Raw genomic sequence first — 17,102 nt, 5'->3', positions numbered from 1 at the left:
CATCATTCTACCGCTTTCGGCGGCGATACTGCGAAAACGTGTCCCGATCCGGTTGGAGTACACTGGAGTCAGCCCAAATGAGCGTCGAAGAGTCGTTGCAACAGGCTATTCAGAATGCCGCAGATGGCGATGAAAGCTATTTTCTATCTACCTTCGACACACCGTCCGGAAAAGTGAACTTTTTTGCGCAGATTGTTGTCGAAGGCAATGTGGTTCTTTGTAAAGACGTGGCTACGATGAGATACGCGTTCAGGGGATTCGGGTTGCAGGCAGTAGTTCTGCCAAGGCAGGAAAAATTGTGGATATCCGGCGCAGGATGAAGAAATGAGCAAATCAGAACTGGGCCTCGTACTCGTAAAGTCAAGGTGGCGCGACGCGGATGAGACAGCGAGAGAGCAAATCCTGTTGGAGATGAAGCAGCGCGGGTTGTCGATCACGGATGCAATTATTGCTTTGACGATGTCTAAATTTTATACGCTGGGAGAAGCCAAGGCGTATGTCTCAAGCAGCTCTGCATGGCATGTCGAGGCGGAAAATGGAAAGGTCTTGCATGAAATCGCCTGGCAGGCGCTGGAGGATTTTTGCGCCACATCGCCACATATGAGTTACAGCGTTACTGAGACGTAGATCACTTCATCACGTCTCAGAATCGCCGGACGTCGCGCTCTTGGCGCTAGGTGCTGTAAGCTATCGGTTCTCGCCATTGGCGCGTTATTGCCATGAGGATAGGATGAAGCTTACATTAGACAACGACATCGCCGTCATCGAGAAGATCAGTTCCGTACCAACGATACTTGAGGCGGTCACAGAGCTCACCGGCCTTCGTTTCGTGTGCATTGCCCGCGTGACGTCGAATTCCTGGCATTCCTGCGCCGTGTTGGATAAGCTAAATTTTGGACTCAAGGTGGGCGATCCGCTGGATGTCGCGACCACACTTTGCGATGAGGTGCGTGAAACCAATGCGGCCATCATCATTGATTCGGTGCGCGACAGCGAGCAATACTGCGATCATCGGACGCCGCAGATGTACGGCTTTCAAAGCTACTTTTCCATTCCGTTATATCGCCCGAGCGGCGAGTACTTCGGCACCTTGTGTGGGCTGGACCCGGAGAAAGCGGACCTGACGCGCCTTGCCACCCGAAACACGCTGATCCTGTTCGCGGAATTGATTAGCCGCCAGCTTGCGAGCGAAGTCGTACTGCGCGACACCAAGACCGCGCTCAGCGATGAGAAAGAAGCGTCCAAGCTTCGGGAACAGTTTATTGCCATGCTGGGCCATGACATCAGGACGCCGCTCAGCACGCTTTCAAATGGCGTGGAGATATTGCGTCAGAAAGCTCCGGCGGCACTCACACCGCTACTGGATGTCATGAAGAGGAGCGTGCTGCGAATCGCGTCGATGGTGGACGACGTCACCGATTTCACGAGGGGACGCATGGGCGGCGGCATCTCGCTTAATTTGCGACATGAGACTAATTTGGACCGGCTGCTCCAGCACCCGGTGGACGAATTGCGTAACGTTTATCCTCAGCGTCAAATCCTCACAAATTTCCCGCAAGGGCTGGCCCTCTTTTGCGACGCGCCACGCCTGGGGCAACTTTTGTCGAACCTGTTAAAAAATGCCATTGTCCATGGGAGCGATAGTGAACCGGTGTTCGTCAACGTGAAAGAAACGAACGGCATTTTTGAGCTATCCGTCACCAATAGCGGGCAGCCGATTCCTAAAGAGATTCAAGCACAGCTGTTCAAGCCGTTCTGGCAGTCGCCGACAGGTAATGCCAGCCAGGGATTAGGGCTGGGGCTGTTCATCGCTTCGGAGATTGCGTTGTCGCATGGCGGAACGCTGGAAGTGGCGTCCTCGGACGCGGCGACAACATTCACCTATCGCGCACGCACCGCCGCGTTTGTCGAGCGCCGGGAATCTACCCGCTTACTTTGAAGCAGGCAGGTGTTGGATTGCGCCTGCTGATGAAAACGCGCCATCCTTGGCGGCAGCCAGCAGGAACTCGATAAACACCCGCACGCGCATCGGCACGCGCCGGCCTGCGGGGTAGACCAGGTTGATGGGCAGCCGTTCGCATTGCAGCTCCGGCAGCAGCGCCTGCACCTGCCCGGAGCGCAGCTCGTCGGTGAACAGCCAGGCGGGTGCCTGTGCGACGCCGAGATGGTTGAGCACGGCGGCGCGCAAATGCTCCGCATCGCCGGTGAGCAACGGGCCTTGCGGCAGGTAGGCGGTGCGCTGCCGGTTGACCTTCAACTGCCACGGACGGCGCAGGCGTTCGTGCGCGAACACGATGCAATCGTGCTGGTCGAGGTCGGACCAGCGGGCGGGGCTGCCTTTGCGTGCTAGGTAGTCCGGTGTGGCCACCAGCACCAGCTCGGTCTCGGACAACTGGCGTGCGGTCAGCGACGAATCCAGCAGGCGGCCATGGCGGATGGCGACGTCGATGCCGTCGGCCACCAGATCCAGCGGCCGCTCCGAGGCCGATAACTCCACCTGCACCAAGGGATATTGTCGCAGGAACGCGGGCAGCAGCGGGGTGATGCACAGCCGGCCATGGGCCGGCGCGGTGCTGACCCGGATCAGGCCGCGCGGCGCATGCTGGCGCTCGCCGACCGAGGATTCAAGCGCGTCAAATTCATCCATCAGCCGTTTGGCCGACTCATAGTAAGCCTGGCCGGCGTCGGTGATGGCCACCTGGCGCGAGGTGCGCAACACCAGTTGCGCGCCGAGCTGCCGTTCCAGCGCGGCGATCTGCTTGCTGACCGCTGGCTGGCCTATGCCCTCCTCCCGCCCCACGGCGGAAAAACTGCCGCATTCCACCAAGCGGACGAAGAGTCGTATTGCATCCAGACGATCCATGTGCCGATTCCATTTATTCCGAAATGGAATTGATGGTATGCCGCTGGCATGCGTTTCGTCAATCCATCGGCTTTCTTATGATGACGCATCTCTCTCGTCAAGGAACTGAAATGAAAGCAATTTGCGTCACCCCTGAACGTACCCTGGAAGCACGCGATATCCCGGCGCCAGCCAACCCGGCGCCCGATCATCTGCTGGTGCGGATGGCGGCGTCCGCCATCAATCACGGCGACAAGGTCTTTTTGCAGCAGCCCGCCGCAGCCGGCCTCGCGCTGGGCACTACGCGCTTTGATGTGTGGGGCGCTTCGGGAGCCGGCACAGTGATTGCCGTAGGGGAAGGCGTGCCAGACGAATATGCGGGCAAGCAGGTGGCCATCTACCGCTCGCTGGGCCGAACGCCACACACGCTGGGGCTGTGGTGCGAGACGGCGGAGGTGCCGTTCACCAGTTGCCTGATTCTGCCGGATCATGTGCGCGCCAAGGATTATTGCGGCTCGCTGGTCAACGCGATGACGGCCTACGCCTTTCTGGAGGAAGCGATGGCGGCGGGTCACCAAGGCATCATTGTGACGGCGGGGAATGCCGCCACCGGCCTGGCGCTGGCGGTCCTGGCCAGGCAGCGCCGCATACCAACCATTCTGCTCGTGCGCGACGAAGCGGCGGGCGCGAACCTGCGTAGCCAGGGCTTCGAGCATGTGATCGTCACCACCGACGGTTTCACCGGACAGTTGGGCGAACTGGCTGCCGAGCTGCGTGCCACGGCGGTGTTTGATGGTGTTGGTGGTGAGTTGCTGACCCGGCTGATACCGGTACTGCCGATGCATGCCACCGTCTACTGCTTCGGCTTCCTGGGCGGCGCCGTGCCGGTCACGCTGCACACCGCGGAGCTGATGAAGCGCGACCTGACCATTCGCCGCTTTAGTAATTTTGAAAGCGCGACAGTACGCGAGCGCGAGCGGCTGATCGCCGCCCTGAATGCGCTGGCCGGCATCATCGACCATCCCGCCTTCGCCACCAGACTGGGAGCGGAGTTCAGCTACCAGCAGATAGATGAAGCGATGGCCTATGCATCACCTGACGGCCGCAAAGCCATTCTCGTTTAAAGACGCATTCGCGCTGAGCCATGGTCTGGTAGAGTAACGGCGCACATTGACTGTGGAATAACGATGAAGAAACAATGGATTGCAGCGGTCCTTGCCGTGACTGCGACGCTGGCGCATGCCGGCGAGGGCTTTGATATTGTCGTGCTGGGCGCGCTAGGCGGTATGCAGGAAGGGAATCTCAGCGCGTACATGGTGCACCCGCATGGCGATCCAGCGGCGGTGGTGTGCGATGCGGGTACGCTGGTCAACGGCCTGCTGGCGGCCGAGCGCAAGGGCGGTCTGGACGGTGTGTTGCCGCCGCCCGGCGCTGCGCTCAGCCGGCCTGGCTATGTGCTGACGCACGATATCAAGGGCTATCTGATCAGCCATGCGCATCTGGATCACGTTGCCGGCCTGATCGTCGATTCGCCGGATGACAGCGCCAAGCCGGTGTACGGGCTGCCCTCGGTGCTGCGCGAGATCGAGGCCAATTACTTCAACTGGAAGGCCTGGCCCAACTTTGCCGATCACGGCGCGGCGCCGGCGTTGAAAAAATACGCGATGACCAGTCTGACGCCATCCGCTGCTACGCCGCTGCAGGGCACACGCATGAGCGTCACCGCCTTCCCGCTGCGGCATGACGCGGTGGAGTCCACCGCCTTCCTGCTGGAGAGCGGCGACGACGCCGTGCTGTACTTCGGAGATACCGGCCCCGACGAGGTGCAGCAGGTGTCCAACCTGCAGAACGTCTGGACGGCCGTGGCCGAGCGCGTGGCGCGCAAGCAGCTTAAGGGCATTATCATTGAAACCTCGTACGCCAACGATCGCCCGGACCAGCAACTGTTCGGCCATCTGACGCCGAAGTGGCTGCTGCAATCGCTGCGCACGCTGGACCGTCAAGCCGGCGGCAACGCCTTGCGCGGCTTGCCGGTGCTGGTCAGCCACATCAAATACTCGCTGACCAGCGTGCAACCGCAGCAGCAAATCATGGCGGAACTGGAGAACGGCAACGACCTCGGTGTGCGATTCATCTTGCCGGAGCAGGGCATGCGCCTGCACTGGCGTTAATGGTGATCAGACCAACACAGCTTCTATGCCCCTGCTATCTATCAATTGCAAAAGCTTTGCTGCTGGACCGCTGGGACGTTTTCCTGAACTTGCCGACTCCCATTTTTGAACAGCCGATACGCTGACGTTCAGAAACGCAGCAAATGTCGCCTGGCTCATTTTCGCTTTCTTGATACGAATGGACTGTACTCTGGCAGGTGAATAGTCAGGAGGTGGAACGCAGAGCGCGCTAATTTGTGCCAACTGGTTTTTAGACAGTAAGCCATGTGCATTAAGATCGCTCGCTGTTTCCAGCATTTCGCTTAGCACCCTTTGTTTTTCAGTAATCTGATTCACTTTCATGCCCATCTCCATCAACAGATGTCATGCCTGGTACAACGCTGAATCCGTTAAAAGTCTTTTTGCCCAGCGTGCAAAAGTCTTGGTTTTGAATATGCGCTTGCGGACCATGGGAGTCTACCATAGCACTTGGTGCAATAGATGGCGTGGGGTGACGGTGAGGCATGATAGCGGGCCTTGCTGGGGGCATTGGATCAAACACAGGGTTACTTGCGCGAGATCATTCGGGCTGGGGCGCGCTAGTGGTTTAAGACAACGCCCCGCCGCAATCCTTGCAATAGCGCGCGTCGGGTTCGTGGCCGCCGCTCAGGCAGTGTGGGCAAATGCGCGGCGGGGTGGCGCCCTGACTGCGGCGGTGGCTGATTTCGGAGCTGATGATGCCGGTCGGGACCGCCAGGATGCCCCAGCCCAGCAGCATCATGAAGGAGGCGATGGTGCGGCCGGTGTCGGTCTTCGGCACCAGGTCGCCAAAGCCGACCGTGGTCATGGTCGAGATGGCCCAGTACACCGCCACCGGGATGCTGGTGTAGCCGTTCTCCGGCCCCTCCACCACGTACATCACGCTCCCCAGCAGGAACACGATCAGGAACACCACCGACAGGAACACGAAGATCTTGCGCCGGCTGGCCAGCAGTGCGTCGCCGAGCATGCTGTATTCCTGGATGTACAGCGTCAGCTTCAGAATCCGGAAAATGCGCAGCAGGCGCAGAATGCGCAAGCCCAGCACCACGTGCGCCGCCGGGAAAAACAGCGCCACATAATTCGGCAGTATCGACATCAGGTCGATCACGCCAAAGAAGCTGCGCGCATACAGCGCCGGCCGCCGCACGCACAGGCAGCGCGCCACGTACTCGATCGTGAACAGGATGGTGAAGAACCATTCGGCCCACTCCAGTTCTTCGCTGTAGTGCAGCGCGATCGGCTGCACGCTGGCCAGCACCACCACCAGTACGCTAAGCAGAATCGCGCCGATCAGTAGCAGATCGAAAGCCCTTCCTTTGGCAGTGTCGGATTCAAAAATAATTGCGTAAAGTCGCGCGCGCCAACCACCGGCGGGCTTGCCGAGGCGGTCGTGCGGATCAGTGGAGAGCGGGGTATTCATGGGCGCTTATCTTAACCGCAGCTTTGCCAACAGGGCGTCCCCTTAAGCCATTTTCATATAAATAAGCGTGATTATCTTCGTGTTCAGTGATTTTCAAGTTGTATATACTTTTTTTCAATCAAAATAACCAAGGGATCGTAGATGAGCAAACAGTGGATTGCTGTGTTGTCGGCCGGTGCGCTGGCTGTGGCGCATGCGCAGGACAACGCTAGCGACAAGATTGAAAAGGTGGAAGTCACCGCCACCCGCACCGGCGCGGTGGATGTGCAGCAGGTGCCGGCCGCCATCACGGTCATCAAGCCCGACAATCTGACCAAATACGGCCAGGGCAATCTGAGCGACATCGCCAACCTGGTGCCCGCGATGACGGTGCAGGAGCAGGGGCCGGGCGTCAACAACATCACCATGCGCGGCCTGGTGGTGCGCGGCATCGTGCCGTCCGAGGTGCAGGATGCTTCGCTGGTGGCGGTGTATATCGATGAAATGCCGGTCACGCTGAAGTCCTCCAATCCCGATCTGAAGGTGCTGGACCTGGAACGCATCGAGGTGTTGCAAGGCCCGCAGGGGACGCTCTTCGGCGCTGGTTCCATGGCCGGCACCGTGCGTCAGATTACGCAGAAGCCCGAGTTCAACGATTTCTTTGGTTCGGTGGAGGCGGTAGGTTCGCGCACCTCCGGCTTTGGCGGCAATAACCACAACTTCCGTGGCACCGTGAATGTGCCGGTCAAGGATGACACGCTGGCGCTGCGCATCACCGGCTACACCGGCAACGATTCGGGCTACGTGCGCAACGAGGTGAATGGCAAGACCATCAATGCGGTGTCCACCAACCAGGGCCGCGTCGCCGCGCGCTTGCGCGCCACGCCGGACCTGCTGATCGACGCCAGCGTGATCGCCTCCAACGTCAAGGGCGGCATCAACGACGCCTATTCCGGCCTGGCGCCGTACACCACCAATTCGCTGATCGACCAGACCAGCAAGGACAATCTGCAGCTGTATAACCTGACGCTGAATTACGACGCCGGCTTTGCCAACTTCGTGTCGTCCAGCTCTTATCTGGATCGCGACACGCGCTACGTGAATTCGGGCCAGTACAAAGCTACGGCCTTCATCTTCAGTGGCCAGCTGCCGCTGATCGCCTCTTCCTATGTGATCGGCAATGAGATCAAGGACTTCGCGCAGGAGTTCCGCTTCCAGTCGAAACCGGGCGGCCCGCTGAAGTGGACCGCCGGTGCTTTCTTCGAATCGGGCAAGCGCAATCTGCGCCAGGACCAGCCGACACCAGGCTTCGACGCGCGCTTCGCGGCGACGCACAGCTTCCCCGGCTATAACTCGCAGCTGAACGACAACGCCTTCACCGCCGATGATTACTTCTCCGGCACGCAAAACATCAAGTCGCGCGAAGCCGCGCTGTTTGCTGAAGCCACCTACACCGTGTGGGAAAAGCTGGATCTGACCGCCGGCCTGCGTCTGTTCCGAGGCACGCAGGATTTCGATCTGAAGTTCAGCGGCTTGTTCGGCAATCTGGTCAACTCGACGCCATCGGCGCCGCAGAGTAGCCAGCCGGAAGTCAGCACCAGCAGTGAGACCTCTAAGGGCGCCAATCCGCGCTTCGCGGCGGCTTACCGCATCGATCCGGAACATACTGTGTACGCATCGGCCGGCAAGGGCTTCCGCTACGGCGGCAATAATCAACCGGTGCCATACGCCTTCTGCGGTGTGAACGCGCCGTCGACCTTCTCGCCGGACAGCCTGTGGAACTTTGAAGTCGGCTCCAAGAACACGCTGCTGGACCGCCGTGTGGTGCTGAACGCCAGCGCCTATCTGATCAACTGGAAGGACGTGCAGGTGTTCGACAAGCTGCCGTGCACCTACTACTTCACGCAGAACGCTGGCAAGATCCGCAGCGAAGGCGTGGAGCTGGAGAGCGCGTTCAAGCTGTCGCGCCAGGCGTCGATTGGCGTGAGTGCATCGTACAACCATGCGTATGCGGTCGATACCGTCGTCACCGGCATCGCCGCGCAGAACATCCCGGCCGATGCGCGTGTGCCGTATTCGCCCAAGTTTGCCGGTGTGATCACCGCCAACTACAGCATTCCGCTGGCGGGTGCCGAAGAGATCGCGCTGTCGGCCAACTTCGCGCATCGCGGCGAGTCGTACACCAACTTCGCGGCGTCGCAGGGCAGCTACTCGCGCATTCCGTCGTCGAATACGCTGAACGCGACCATCGTGTACAAGACCGGCAAGTATGAATTTGGCCTGTTCGGTACCAACCTGACCAACGGCGCCAAGATCAGTGATGTCACCACCAACACCATCGCGATTCAGCCGGGCGACAATCTGTACATGATCCGTCCGCGCACGGTGGGTCTGCGCGCCAAGGCGCGGTTCTGATATGGCTGGCCGCTGGCGCAAGCAACGTAGCGCGGCGCTGGCGGCTGTCATGTGGCTAGCGTCGCAGCCTGCCACGGCGGCCGATGCTATCGTGGTCGGCTCCAAGATCGATACCGAGGGCGCGCTGTTGTGTCCTCTGGTGAGCATCGCGCTGAAGGCGCACGGCATCCCGGTGATTGAAAAATGCGGCACCGGCGCCACCCAGGTGGTGCGCAAGGCGCTGCTGGCGGGTGAGATCGACGCCTATCCGGAATACACCGGCAACGCGCCATATCTGATCAAGAACGTGCGCTTCGCACCGGGCACGTTCCGCGATCCGCTGCGTGGCCACGCGGCTGGCGCGGCGGCGGATTTGCAGCAGAACGGCATCGTCTGGCTGCAGCCGGCGCCGGCCAATGTCACCTACGGCTTTGCGATTCCGGCTCGGCTGGCAGCGGCGGAGCGCATCGCTACGCTGGCGCAGCTGGCGGCCTACATCAACGCCGGCAAGCCATTCAAGGCGGTGGTGAGCCAGGAGTTTGTCGATCGTGCCGATGGCTTGAAAGCCTTTGAGCATGCGTATGGCTTTCAGTTGAAACCATCGCAGCTGATCATTCTCCCCGGCGGGAATACCGCGCAAACCGAATCGGCCGCCGCGCGCGGCACCAGTGGCGCCAATGCCGCCATGTCGTACAGCACCGACGGTCAGTTGTCCGCGCTTGGGCTGGTGAGCCTGTGCGACGGCGGGGCTGCAGCCGACATCTATCAACCGCTGCTGACCATCCGCAGCGCAGCGCTGAAAAAATATCCGGCCGTTCCGGCCATTGTCGATCCGGTGTTCGCCACGCTGGACACGGCCACGCTGTCGCGGCTTAACGCGCAGATCGTGGTCGGCGGCCTGCCAGGCGCGCAGGTGGCGGAACAATATCTGCGCCAGAAAGGATTCATCAAATGAGTGCCGTACTTCCTTTGACTCTGGCCGACAAGGCTGGCCTGCGCTGGCCGCAAGCGGGCGCGCGGCCGAACGCGATCGCGCTGTCGGCGGTGGCCCTGGGCTTGTTGTCGCAGCAGTTGCCGTTTGCGGTGCTGCGCGCCAATCGCGTGGCGCCGGAGGGCGAGCCTTTCTCGCTGCTGGCGTTGGGCGTGCACTGGGGCGCGTTGGCGGCGGGTGGTTGGCTGCTGCTGGCGCTGACCGTTTGGCTGGCGCGCGGCCGCGTGCGCGCGCCGTTATTGGCGTTGGCGTTGACCTTGGCGGCGGCATCCAGTTATGCGGCGCTGACCTGGGGCGCATCCACGCTGGTGACGGGGCAGGATTGGTCGCGTATCGCGTTGTCGACAGGTGCTTGGGGCACGCTGGCGGCGGTGTATATCGCCGGCTTTGCGCTGTACGCGGAGGCGCCGCGCTGGCTGGTGCTGCCGGTTGCCGTGCTGGCGGTGTTGGCGTCGCTGGCGCCGTATCAGCATCTGGGCGTGGTGCTGGAGTACCGGATTGCGGCTGCCACGTTTCATGAGGAACTACTGCGTCATCTGCTGCTGGTGGCGGTGGCGCTGCCACCAGCGATGGTGTTGGGGGCGGCGATTGGTCTGCTGGCGGCGCGCAAGCGCGCGTTTGAGACGGTGCTGCTGGGCGCTGTCGGTCTGCTGCAAACGATTCCGTCGATCGCGCTGTTTGGTTTGTTGTTGCCGTTGCTGGGGCTGGGCATCAAGCCGGCCTTGCTGGCGATGGTGTTGTACGGCTTGTGGCCGATTGTGGTGCATACCCACACCGGTCTGACCGGTGTGCCGGCGGCGATGCTGGATGCGGCGCGCGGCGTCGGCATGAGTGGCTGGCAGATGTTCTGGCGCGTGGAGCTGCCGTTGGCGGCGCCGTTCTTCATCGAGGGCGTGCGCGGCGCGATGCTGATGTTGATCGGGCTGGCGACGGTGGCGGTGCTGGTGAATGCCGGCGGGCTGGGATATTTTCTGTTGCGCGGCACGGAGCAGGCGGTGCCGGATCTGGTGTTGCTGGGGACTTTGCCGGTGGTGGCGTTGGCGCTCGGCGCGGATGTGGTGATGCGTTTGTTGGCCTGGGCGCTGACGGCCAAGGGGAGGGCGGCATGATTAGTTTGCGGAATATCGACAAGCGTTATGGTGGCGTGGCGGCGCTGAATCAGGTCAATCTGGAGATTGCGCGCGGTGAGCTGGTGGTGCTGATCGGGCCTTCGGGCTGCGGCAAGTCGACTTTGCTGCGCACGGTGAACCGCATGACGGAGCCGGATGGCGGGCAGATTATCATCGACGGCAAAAATGCGCTGGCCAGTGATCCGGTGCTGTTGCGTCGCTCGATTGGTTATGTGATTCAGAATGTGGGCTTGTTCCCGCATTTGACGGTGCGCGAGAATGTGGCGGTGGTGCCGCACTTGCTGGGCTGGGACAAGGCCAAGCGTCTGCAACGCGCGGACGAGATGCTGGCGCTGGTGCGCTTGGACCCGGCGCGGTTTGGCGGACGGTATCCGGGGCAGTTGTCCGGCGGGCAGCAGCAGCGGGTGGGGATTGCGCGGGCGTTGGCGGCGGATCCGCAGCTGCTGTTGATGGATGAGCCATTCAGTGCGGTCGATCCGATTACGCGTGAGCAGTTGCAGGAAGAGCTGTTGCGGATTCAGCGCGATGTGCGCAAGACCATTCTGTTCGTTACGCACGATATCGATGAGGCGATACGGCTGGCGGACAAGATTTGCCTGTTGCGGGATGGGGCGGTGGTGCAGTATGCGGACCCGGACACCATGTTGCGGCATCCGGCGAATGAGTTTGTGGCGCGGTTCTTTGGTCAGGAGCCGGTGCTGAAGCGGCTGGCGCGTTATAGCGTCGCGGATTTTGTGCGGATTGATGCGGCCAGTGTGGCTGCCGCCAGCGCCGCCGTGGCGGCCGGCGCGGACAGCGTGCCACTGCATGCAGGCGCGCGCGCGGCGCTCAGCAAACTGCTGGGCGGCCTGCCATTGCTGGCCGTGACCGATACCACCGGCGCCATCGCCGGCCTGGTGACGCTGGTCGATCTCACGCTGGCCGAATCGCCCGCCGCCCGCGACGAGCTGGCGGCATGACGCGGGCGCGCTTCGAGGCGGTGCTGGCATTGCTGCTGTGGCCCGCGCTATGGCTGCTGTACAGTCGCGAAGACTGGTGGCGCGCGCTGCTGGCGCCTTTGGCCGGCTACGATCAACCGGTCCTGTACGAACGCATCTCGCTGCTGGAAACCGCGCAGAACCATCTGCTGATCGTGCTGACCGCGATGGCCGGCGTGATCGGCATCGGCATCCCGCTCGCCATCCTGGCCACGCGCCGCGCCGGCAAGCCGTTGCTGCCGCTGATCGCCAACACCGCCACCATAGGCCAAACCCTGCCACCGGTCGCGGTGCTATTCCTGGTCACCCCCATCATCGGCTTCGGCCCGCAGGCCATGATGATCGCCCTGTTCACCTACGGGTTGATGCCCACCGTGCAGGCCACGCTCACCGGCTGGCGCGAAATCGACGCCGACGTGCGCCGCGCCGCCGAAGGCATCGGCATGGGACCATGGCGGCAGCTGTTCAGCGTCGAGCTGCCACTGGCGCTGCCCGGCATCCTGGCCGGCGTGCGCACTAGTCTCATATTGTCGGTGGCCACCGCCTCGCTGGCGCCGGTGACTGGCGGCGTCAGTCTCGGCACGCCCATCGTCTCCGGTCTGGCGGTCGACAATGCCTCTCAAGTGATGGAAGGCGCATTGGCCGTGGCCTTGCTGGCCCTGTGTTGCGATTACTCGATGCGCGTGCTGCAGCGTCGCCTGACGCCGTGGCGCACATGAGCGCAGCCATCACGCTGGACGAACACACGCTGGACTGGCGCGCCGTGGCCCAGGTGGCCGGCGGCGCGACACTGCACCTCGGCGCCGCTGCGCAACAACGCCTGCAGGCGGCGCGCCACATCGTCGAACGCGTGGTGGCCGACGGCGTGCGCGCCTACGGCATCAACACCGGCCTGGGCGCGTTGTGTGAGGAGATACTGGAACCGGCCTCGCTGTCCGCGCTCTCGCTCAACACCCTGAAAAGCCACGCCTGCGGCGTCGGCGCCTCGCTGGACGATGAACTGGTGCGCGCCATCATGTGCGCACAGGTGGCCAACTACAGCCACGGCAAATCCGGCATCAGCCCGGCGCTGGTGGACGGTCTGGTAGCGCTGCTCAACCACCAGCTGATACCAGTGGTGCCGGCACGCGGCTCGGTGGGCTATCTGACGCACATGGCGCATATCGGCTTGCCGCTGGCCGGCCTGTGGCAGTTGCGTGTCGACGGCGTCGAGCAGGATGCCCGCTCTGCGCTGGCGACGGCCGGCCTGCAAGCGCTGCCGCTGGGCGCCAAGGACGGCCTCAGCCTGGTCAACGGCACGCCCTGCATGACCGGCCTGTTGTGCATCGCGCTGGCGCGCGCCGAGCGCTTGCAAAAGTGGGCCGACATCGTCGCCGCCATGAGCTTTGAAGCGCTGCGCGGCCAGACCGTGGCCTTCGATCCGGACGCGCTGTCGCTCAAGCCGCACGCCGGCGCGCAGGCGGTGGGCCGCAACCTGCGCGCACTGCTGGACGGCAGCGCGCTGCTGCAGGCGGCGCAGGGCACGCGCTTGCAGGACGCCTTGAGCCTGCGCGCCATCCCGCAAGTGCATGGCGCCAGCCGCGATCAGAGCGCGCATGTGGCGGCGCAGGTCAATATCGAACTGGCTTCCGCCACCGACAACCCGCTGGTACTCGGCACGCCGGATAACTACCGCGTGCTGTCGCAAGCCAATCCCCACGGTCAGTCGCTGGCGTTTGCGGCCGACCTGCTGACCATCGCCCAGGCGGAATTGGGCGGCATCGCCGAGCGCCGCATCGACCGGTTGGTGAACCCGCTGGTCAGCGGCCTGCCGGCGTTTTTGGTCGAGAACAGCGGCGTCAATTCCGGCCTGATGATCGTGCAGTACGTGGCGGCCTCGCTGGTGGCGGAAAACAAGGTGCTGTCGCAACCGATGGTGGTCGATAACTACGTCACCTCCGCGCTGCAGGAAGACCATCTGAGCCTGGCCACGCCGGCCGCGCTGAAAGCGCTGCAGGTGATCGAGAACAGTGAGCGCATTCTGGCGCTGGAATATCTGACCGCCGGTCAGGCGCTGTCCTTCCATCCGCCGGCGGCACTGGCGGCCGGCACGCGCGCCGCGCTGCAACTGCTGCGCGAGCAGGTGGCGGTGTACAGCGAAGACCGCATCCTGGCGCCGGACATCGCCGCCGTCACCCGCATCATCCAGGACAACGCCAGCCTGCGCCGCATCGAAACGCAACTGGGCATCGTGCTGTGATCCATATCGAAAGCGCATAGCTGGCCGCAGTTTCCGCATGCCTGCGCGGCCGCCCTTTGGGCTAGCATGGCGGGCATGAAAAAACTACTGATTGCGCTGATGATGGCGGTGGCCGCGCCCACCCACGCCGAGGTATTCGCCAAGGGCGCGGACATCGGCTGGCTGCCGCAGATGGAAGCCACCGGCTACAAGTTCTACGACAGCGACGGCAAGGAAGAGGACTGCTTCCGCATCCTCAAGGATCACGGCATCAACACCATCCGCCTGCGCACCTGGGTGCATCCGTCCAATGACCGCGCCAGCGGCCACAATAGCAAGGACGAGACGGTGGCGATGGCCTTGCGCGCGCAGCGCTGGGGCATGCGCGTGATGATCGATTTCCACTACAGCGACAGCTGGGCCGATCCGCAGCAGCAGCGCAAGCCGGCCGCCTGGGAGGGCCACGACTTCCCGCAACTGCTGGACGATGTCTACAACTACACCCACGAAGTGATGCAGGCACTGAAGCAGGCCGGCGTCACGCCCGAGTGGGTGCAAGTCGGGAACGAGACCCGCACCGGCATGATCTACCCCGAGGGCCACACCGACAACTGGCCGCAACTGGCGCAGCTGATCAATCGCGGCTACGACGCCATCAAGGCGGTCAGCCCGAGCTCGAAAGTGGTGCTGCATCTGGATCGCGGCAACGACAATGCCTGGTTCCGCACCTGGTTCGACAACGCCCAAAAGTACGGCGCGAAGTACGACGTGATCGGCATGTCCTACTATCCGTTCTGGCTGGACGGCCGCCCGGACTATAGCGAGTCGATAAGTGATCTCGGCGCCAATTTGAACGATATGGCGGCGCGCTACGACAAGGAAGTGATGGTGGTGGAGGTCGGGGGAGTGGACACGGAACCACAAAACACCTACGACATGCTGCTCGCCGTACAACGCAAAGTGGCTGATGTACCGGGCGGAAAAGGGTTGGGTGTGATTTACTGGGAACCGCAGGGAGCCCGCAGCTGGAGCCATTATGAGCTCAGTGCCTGGGGTGCCGACGGCCGTCCGACCAAGGCAATGGAAGCGTTTCGCGTCAAATTGGGCGATAAGTAAAAGCGTACACCATCTGCTGTGAAAGGCAATGGTGTGCGGATTGAGCAAGCCTATACTCCAGTCAACATTTCGGTACCGAGTCCGCCTGGCCAGCGGCGAAAAAATAAACCGGATTTGACTACACTGGAGACTTAACTATGAAACGCACCTTGCTCGGCACTTGCGTGCTGATGGCATTGGCCGCCTGCGGCTCGGACAATAACAGCAGCAGTTCCACCAGCAGCACCAGCAGCAGTTCGACCAGCACCACTACGACAACCACGGCCACCACCGGCGCCTACGACAGCGCGCTGGCGTTCGACAAATCCAACTACACCACCATCAACGTCACCATCGACGGCGTCAAGACGCCGGTACGCTGGTACAAGGAGGTGTGCTACGTCGCCAAGCCGATCGCGGCGGCCGCGACCCAGAGTGGCTTGATGGGCACCACCACCATCAGCAACACCGCCTGCGGCTATCAGAGCATGAACATCTTCGTGCCGGAGAGCGTGGCTTCCAGCCAGGACGCGGCGATCTACTTCGCGGTCAACAACGCCGGCTGGATGTCGAGCTACATCACCGCCAGCGTGGCCGATGGAGGCACCTTCAACAGCAGCACCAGCAACGTTGGCGCTGCGTTGAAGGCGGGCTATGTCTACATCGACGTGGCGACGCGCGGCCGCGGCATGACGGCGGCCGATGGCACCTACGCCGGCAAAGCACCGGCGGCGGTGGTCGACGCCAAGGCGGCGATCCGTTACCTGCGCCTGAACGATAGCGTCATGCCGGGCAACGCCAACCACATCGTGGTCAACGGCACCAGCGGTGGTGGCGGCCTGTCGTCGATCATCGGCGCCTCGGGCAACAGCACCGACTACCTGTCCTACCTGGCCGCGATCGGCGCTGCCGGCGTGACGTCGGATGGCGCCACCAGCACGCTGCGCGACGACGTGCTGGCGATTAACGCCTACTGCCCGATCACCGATCTGGGCAACGCCGACCTGGCCTACGAATGGATGTACAACATCCTCAGTACGCGCTCGACGGTGGGCAGCTATCCGAACCCGACCGGCAGCAGTTCGCTGATGGCCAAGTTTGTCGCCTATCAGGCCGGTCTGGGCCTGAAGACGTCCAGCGGCACCACGCTGGACGCGACCACCATGCTGGCTGCCATCAAGGCGGAAGTGATCCGCTCGGCCGAGACTTATCTGGCCGCCGGCGGCACGATCCCCAACTACGGCGAGACCTTCACCTTCGATGCCAGCTCGGCGTCGGTCGTCAGCAGCTACGTTAATGACTGGATCACGATCGACAACTCGACCAAGAAGGTCACGGCGCTGGATATGGAGAAGTACCTGAAGTTCGTCGCGACCCAGAAGGTGCTGAAGAACACGCCGGCGTTCGACCAGACCGGGCTGACCATCACCGCGTCCAGCGGCGAATCCAATATGTTCGGCACCACCGCGCAGGTGTATTCCAACTTTACCGAGTACAGCTGGGATAACAACGATGTCGCGGGCGACGGCATCGGTTATCTGGACACTGGTTATTCGTGGACCCAGTACTCGGCGCTGTCGACCACGCCGCTGGTCAAGCAGATCAAGCTGATTAACCCGATGGCTTACATCGGCAACGCCAGCACCGCGCCTTACTGGTACGTGCGTCATGGCACGCGCGATCGCGATACCGCGTTCCCCGTGTCGCTCAACCTGAGCCGTGCGCTGGCCGCCGATTCCAAGGTGTCGGACCTGAATTATCGCCTGGCCTGGAACCAGCCGCACGCCGGCAACTACGACGTGCCGGAAGCGATGGCGTGGATCGCCAAGACCCTTAACGCGGCCACCGCCAAAGGGCTGTAAGC

General features: G+C 62.4%; 16 protein-coding genes. 13 read left to right on the top strand and 3 right to left on the bottom strand.

The window, feature by feature from the left end; genetic code table 11:
• Window positions 1-77 precede the first annotated feature (77 nt).
• The 3 genes from GJ699_RS05420 to GJ699_RS05410 all read left to right on the top strand — a co-directional run bounded on the left by GJ699_RS05420 (window position 78) and on the right by GJ699_RS05410 (window position 1,939).
• The gene (locus tag GJ699_RS05420; protein ID WP_154373837.1) at window positions 78-320 is read left to right on the top strand and encodes a hypothetical protein; all 243 of its coding nucleotides are present in this window, start codon (window positions 78-80) and stop codon (window positions 318-320) included.
• Window positions 321-324: 4 nt separating this feature from the next.
• On the top strand, window positions 325-627 hold the full coding sequence (locus tag GJ699_RS05415) for a hypothetical protein (RefSeq protein WP_154373836.1): 303 nt from the start codon (window positions 325-327) through the stop codon (window positions 625-627).
• Window positions 628-730: 103 nt separating this feature from the next.
• Window positions 731-1,939, top strand: coding sequence for a sensor histidine kinase (locus tag GJ699_RS05410; RefSeq protein ID WP_154373834.1), 1,209 nt, complete (start codon window positions 731-733; stop codon window positions 1,937-1,939).
• Here GJ699_RS05410 and GJ699_RS05405 read toward each other — a convergent pair.
• The gene (locus GJ699_RS05405; protein WP_154373832.1) at window positions 1,931-2,863 is read right to left on the bottom strand and encodes a LysR family transcriptional regulator; all 933 of its coding nucleotides are present in this window, start codon (window positions 2,861-2,863) and stop codon (window positions 1,931-1,933) included. The two genes, GJ699_RS05410 and GJ699_RS05405, sit on opposite strands and share 9 nt — an antisense overlap.
• Window positions 2,864-2,973: 110 nt before the next feature.
• Between GJ699_RS05405 and GJ699_RS05400 the strand changes: the two genes are divergently transcribed.
• Both GJ699_RS05400 and GJ699_RS05395 read left to right on the top strand, forming a co-directional pair.
• Window positions 2,974-3,966, top strand: a complete 993-nt coding sequence (locus tag GJ699_RS05400) for an alcohol dehydrogenase catalytic domain-containing protein (protein WP_154373830.1) — start codon at window positions 2,974-2,976, stop codon at window positions 3,964-3,966.
• A gap of 63 nt (window positions 3,967-4,029) precedes the next feature.
• The gene (locus GJ699_RS05395) at window positions 4,030-5,013 is read left to right on the top strand and encodes an MBL fold metallo-hydrolase (RefSeq protein WP_154373828.1); all 984 of its coding nucleotides are present in this window, start codon (window positions 4,030-4,032) and stop codon (window positions 5,011-5,013) included.
• Between the two features lie 6 nt (window positions 5,014-5,019).
• Here the strand turns inward: GJ699_RS05395 and GJ699_RS05390 are convergent, their stop codons facing one another.
• Window positions 5,020-5,355, bottom strand: coding sequence for a helix-turn-helix domain-containing protein (locus GJ699_RS05390; protein WP_154373826.1), 336 nt, complete (start codon window positions 5,353-5,355; stop codon window positions 5,020-5,022).
• 244 nt (window positions 5,356-5,599) lie between these two features.
• Entirely contained in the window at window positions 5,600-6,454 is an 855-nt protein-coding gene (locus GJ699_RS05385; RefSeq protein ID WP_154373824.1) for an ion transporter, read from the bottom strand.
• Window positions 6,455-6,595: 141 nt separating this feature from the next.
• Here GJ699_RS05385 and GJ699_RS05380 point away from each other — a divergent pair, with 141 nt between their 5' ends.
• The 8 genes from GJ699_RS05380 to GJ699_RS05345 all read left to right on the top strand — a co-directional run bounded on the left by GJ699_RS05380 (window position 6,596) and on the right by GJ699_RS05345 (window position 17,100).
• Window positions 6,596-8,848, top strand: a complete 2,253-nt coding sequence (locus GJ699_RS05380; protein WP_154373822.1) for a TonB-dependent receptor — start codon at window positions 6,596-6,598, stop codon at window positions 8,846-8,848.
• Between the two features lies 1 nt (window position 8,849).
• On the top strand, window positions 8,850-9,782 hold the full coding sequence (locus tag GJ699_RS05375) for a glycine betaine ABC transporter substrate-binding protein (RefSeq protein WP_154373820.1): 933 nt from the start codon (window positions 8,850-8,852) through the stop codon (window positions 9,780-9,782).
• Window positions 9,779-10,927 carry an ABC transporter permease gene (locus GJ699_RS05370; protein WP_154373818.1) on the top strand — a complete coding sequence of 383 codons (1,149 nt, stop codon included), beginning with the start codon at window positions 9,779-9,781 and terminating at the stop codon, window positions 10,925-10,927. The genes GJ699_RS05375 and GJ699_RS05370 overlap by 4 nt, the downstream gene beginning before the upstream one ends.
• The gene (locus GJ699_RS05365; RefSeq protein WP_154373816.1) at window positions 10,924-11,907 is read left to right on the top strand and encodes an ABC transporter ATP-binding protein; all 984 of its coding nucleotides are present in this window, start codon (window positions 10,924-10,926) and stop codon (window positions 11,905-11,907) included. Before GJ699_RS05370 ends, GJ699_RS05365 begins: the two co-directional genes overlap by 4 nt.
• Window positions 11,904-12,644: an ABC transporter permease gene (locus GJ699_RS05360; RefSeq protein ID WP_154373814.1), complete on the top strand. Its 741-nt coding sequence runs from the start codon at window positions 11,904-11,906 to the stop codon at window positions 12,642-12,644. The genes GJ699_RS05365 and GJ699_RS05360 overlap by 4 nt, the downstream gene beginning before the upstream one ends.
• Window positions 12,641-14,164 (top strand): HAL/PAL/TAL family ammonia-lyase, encoded by a 1,524-nt coding sequence (locus tag GJ699_RS05355; RefSeq protein ID WP_154373812.1) that lies wholly within the window; start codon window positions 12,641-12,643, stop codon window positions 14,162-14,164. Before GJ699_RS05360 ends, GJ699_RS05355 begins: the two co-directional genes overlap by 4 nt.
• 75 nt (window positions 14,165-14,239) lie before the next feature.
• Complete coding sequence (locus GJ699_RS05350) at window positions 14,240-15,259, top strand: glycoside hydrolase family 53 protein (RefSeq protein ID WP_229261950.1); 1,020 nt, start codon at window positions 14,240-14,242, stop codon at window positions 15,257-15,259.
• Window positions 15,260-15,396: 137 nt separating this feature from the next.
• Complete coding sequence (locus GJ699_RS05345; protein WP_229261949.1) at window positions 15,397-17,100, top strand: subtype B tannase; 1,704 nt, start codon at window positions 15,397-15,399, stop codon at window positions 17,098-17,100.
• Window positions 17,101-17,102 lie beyond the last annotated feature (2 nt).

Origin of the sequence: Duganella guangzhouensis (assembly GCF_009674535.1) — a bacterium.
In the GTDB taxonomy this organism is placed as follows: domain Bacteria; phylum Pseudomonadota; class Gammaproteobacteria; order Burkholderiales; family Burkholderiaceae_D; genus Rugamonas; species Rugamonas guangzhouensis.
The sequence above is the reverse complement of the archived record's forward strand: the minus strand, read 5'-3'. Positions and strand labels throughout refer to the sequence as shown.